Source organism: Streptomyces sp. (genome assembly GCF_036566765.1).
Lineage (GTDB): Bacteria > Actinomycetota > Actinomycetes > Streptomycetales > Streptomycetaceae > Streptomyces.
Map to the genome: position 1 here is coordinate 1 of NZ_DATCVQ010000640.1, position 3,356 is coordinate 3,356.

3 protein-coding genes and 2 pseudogenes are annotated in these 3,356 nt (G+C 67.0%); 2 read left to right on the plus strand and 3 right to left on the minus strand.

From position 1 onward, the window contains the following. Positions 1-391: 391 nt before the first annotated feature. Complete coding sequence (locus tag VIU94_RS37175; protein WP_331918731.1) at positions 392-922, plus strand: hypothetical protein; 531 nt, start codon at positions 392-394, stop codon at positions 920-922. Positions 923-1,008: 86 nt separating this feature from the next. Here the strand turns inward: VIU94_RS37175 and VIU94_RS37180 are convergent. Beyond that, positions 1,009-1,647: pseudogene (locus VIU94_RS37180) on the minus strand (IS5 family transposase); the annotation flags it as partial. A gap of 73 nt (positions 1,648-1,720) precedes the next feature. On the opposite strand from VIU94_RS37180, the gene VIU94_RS37185 reads away from it, so the two are divergent. Continuing rightward, on the plus strand, positions 1,721-2,419 hold the full coding sequence (locus tag VIU94_RS37185) for a hypothetical protein (protein ID WP_331918733.1): 699 nt from the start codon (positions 1,721-1,723) through the stop codon (positions 2,417-2,419). Positions 2,420-2,678: 259 nt separating this feature from the next. Here the strand turns inward: VIU94_RS37185 and VIU94_RS37190 are convergent. Together VIU94_RS37190 and VIU94_RS37195 are read right to left on the minus strand one after the other, a co-directional pair. After that, a pseudogene (locus VIU94_RS37190) lies at positions 2,679-3,011 on the minus strand (protein phosphatase); the annotation flags it as partial. Positions 3,012-3,057: 46 nt separating this feature from the next. Then, positions 3,058-3,356: HEAT repeat domain-containing protein (locus VIU94_RS37195; protein ID WP_331918735.1), on the minus strand; the 299-nt coding region annotated here is incomplete at its 5' end.

The following is a 3,356-nucleotide window of genomic DNA, read 5'->3' on the forward strand; positions in this document are numbered from 1 at the left end:
CCGTGTCCGACTCGCCGGTGCTCTCGCGCCGCACCTCGACTCATGTCCGGCGTGGCGATCCCGAGCACGTGCAACTGGCGCTCATGACACAAGGCGCTGTGATGATCTCTCAGCGGGGCAACGAATCGGTGGTCGCGGGGGACTCGTGCTCACCGACACCTCACGACCGAGTGAAGGGGCATGCACAGGCGGGCAGATCGAGGCGGTCGTCCTGCGGATTCCCCGTCAGGCCCTGGCACTGAGCTCGGACCGGGTGGACTGCCTCCTCGCACAGAGCCTGGCCGCAGATGTGGGCTCAGTAGGTGTTTTTCAACTCTGGGCGTGCTCGCCTATCTGAGGTGTGGATCGGCGTACAACTGGGCTGTCAGTGCGGGCGGTTAGGGTGCCGCACATGACTGATGATCGAATGATGCGTAGCTTCTACGACTTGGCCTTCGGTGTCGATCCTGGGGGAGCCAGGAAGGACACCCACTACGTGCGAGGCAGCCTTGAGGAGGTGCAGCATGATCTGACCGCGGAGCTCGCCGAGGAGATCAACCTGTACCTGCTCTGTTGGTATGGCGCCCGCCTGACCTTGGACGTCTACCAGCAGGGGAAGCAGACCGACTCGATCGACTTGCATCCGTTCCTCACGATCTCGATAGCGGGCTACCCGGACATCACGTTCACCGGGCCCGAGGAGCCGGTGGGGTACGACTTCGAGGCGGATGAGGAAGCGGAGGACGAGACCACGACCCTGTCCCACCGCATGTTCGCTGGAGAGCTTGGGGACGCGGTCAAGGTCACCGTCGATTGGGACCGGATCGAGGTGCCGTCCCTGAGTGGGGAAGTGGTGCGCGAGGGAGATTGGGTCGCGCTGCATCCGCTTCCCGGCCATTTTGAGCACACCGCCGAATACGGCTATCAGGACTTCGAGGAATGACCTCCTGTCCGAAGTGGCGGTGGCGAACCGGCTGGTGCCCCGGGCTGCAGCATCGGCAGTGAAGTTGTCTTTGTTCAGCCTGCAGTCCTGGGTTGCTTCGACCAGCTCGCCCCGGGCCGTTTTGGGGTCAGTCGCTTGGTCATCACCGTGATGAGTGCCCAGTTCAGGTGGGTTTCGGAGTGCTGGGGAAGGCGTTCGTAGTCGCGTGCGTTGCGGCGGGCGTTCATGCACCAGCCGATCGTGCGCTCGACTTTCCAGCGGCGGGGCAGGACGACGAATCCCTTGGTGCCCTTGGGTCGGGAGACGATGCGCAGGGTGAGCCAGAGGCGGTCGCGGGCCCAGTCCACGAGGTCGCCGGCGTAGCCGCGGTCGGCCCAGACCTGGGTGATCTGCGGATGGGTGAGGCGAAGGCGCCAGAACACGTCGCGGGCGGCGTCGCGGTCCTGGATGTCGGCGGACGTCACCGTGATCATCACCGGCAGGCCGAGCGTGTCCACGGTGATATGTCGCTTGCGGCCGTTGATTTTCTTCGCGGCGTCGTAGCAGCGGCTGTCGCGGCCTACGGTGGAAGCGCCCTTGACCGACTGGGAGTCAACGATCAGGGTCACCGGGTGGGGGCAGCGGCCCTTGCCGGTACGGATCCTCCGGCGGAGCTGGTCACGGATGTAGGTGACAACCTCAGCCCGGTTCCATCGCCAGAAGAACCCATAGACGGTCTCCCACGGAGTTCTGTGGAATCAACTATGTCAAGTGAGTGCTGGTGGGAGTGCTGTCAGTGGGATGGGCTTGGATGGAGCCGTGTCCTTCTATGAGCTCACTCGTCAGCTGCCGGAGATCTCGATCATTCGGGATCGCTCCCGCGCCATGGCTGTCCTCGACTCCATCATGAGCCCGGACTGGGAGTCCCGGTTCTACTCGTTCGACGCTCAGTGGTCGCCGACTGAGGAGATGGCCTCCATGCGCGACGGGTGCGGCAATGACTACTCGATCGTCTTCTCGCCGGCGGGTGCGTACGCCCGCGGGTTCGATCACGAGTCACCGATGAGCCCGCATCGGGTCACGCCTCCGGTTCCGTGGCCAGGGCTCTTCGACGGAGTGCCAGCAGCGTTTCTCCACCACGTCTCGGAACCCGCGTTCAGCGGGCACGACGGCACACCACGGGCAACCGTGTGCTTCTGGCGTGAACAGGCTGACTCCGAGTGGAGGGCCGGGACCATCGACGCCCTGCCTGCGGGGATAACGGACGGCGACAGCGCGGAGTGGCTGTTCGACGTCCTGCTGGATGGCCGTCCCGAGGCATATCAGCAGTTCGCCGAGGACTACTACGAGGTCGCGGTGAACAGGGAGGCCGTCCGTCACGTCTATGCCCTGCGGCCTCTTACTCAGGGTGTGGTCTCTGCGTTGAACCCGGGCGTCGACCTCGATGACCTGGCCGAGGATTTGACGCAGATCGGGTATCCCGTCCCGGGACCAGTTTCTGGCCCCGGGGCCGCGTGATCACTGGGTGGGTCCGTGCCTCACCTCGACCACAGGCAGCAGGGTCGCCGTGGCTGGGACGCCGATCTGCCGTGGTGTCGGCCCAGCCGGAGTCGGGATGTCGGTGAGTCGTTCGAGGAGTTGGTCGAGGGCGGCCTGACCGTCGTCGACGGCGGCGCGTTCGTCATCGGTGAGCGGTCCGCGCAGGGGGCGGCGCGTTCAGGAGACGGGAGGAGCCGGCGCCCAGAGGGTCTCCATTCCTCGGGGTTTCGAAGGAGTCCCGGGGAGTCGGCAGCATGGCCTTCTGCAGGGCGAGAGCGACGTCGCGCTCCCGGGCGTGCGCCTGCCGGAGCCGCTCGTTGACCTTCTGCAGCTCCCGTGCCCTCGAGTACAGCTCTGCCTCAAGGACCCTGGCTCGGTCACCGTCCCGCCCGCCGCGGGCGCGGATCAGCTCGGTCACCTCCTCCACCCGGTGGATCAGCAGGACGACCCGGCGGTCGGGTCCGAGCAGAGCGCGGTTCACCGGGCTCCAGTAGCGCACCTCCCACACGCCCGGTCGCTCCGCGGACTCGACGTCGTAGCGCTGCAGAGCCATGACGTCGCGTTCGCCGCTCTCCGGCGACGCCGGGCATCGCCCGGAACACCGCCGCCCTTGTCGATCAGGGCGCCGGTTCCGTCGTCTCCCGACGCGCGTTCGCGAGGATGCTCAGCGCGTCGCGCGCGATGCCCCGCCTGGTGGGGGACGTTCGGCAGTACGCCAGGACGTGCTCGACGGCCTCGGGGGTCCCGACAGTCGCAAGGCCCCGCAGTGCGACGGCATCGCACGCGTGCAGCGAGCGGTCGCCGAGGAGCGCGGCGAGCGGTGCCACGCAGTCGGGGGAGCGGCGTTCGCTGAGCGCTTCGGCCGCGGCGAGCCGGGCGTCGACGGACGCGGTGGCGGCGGCGATCCGGCCGAGCG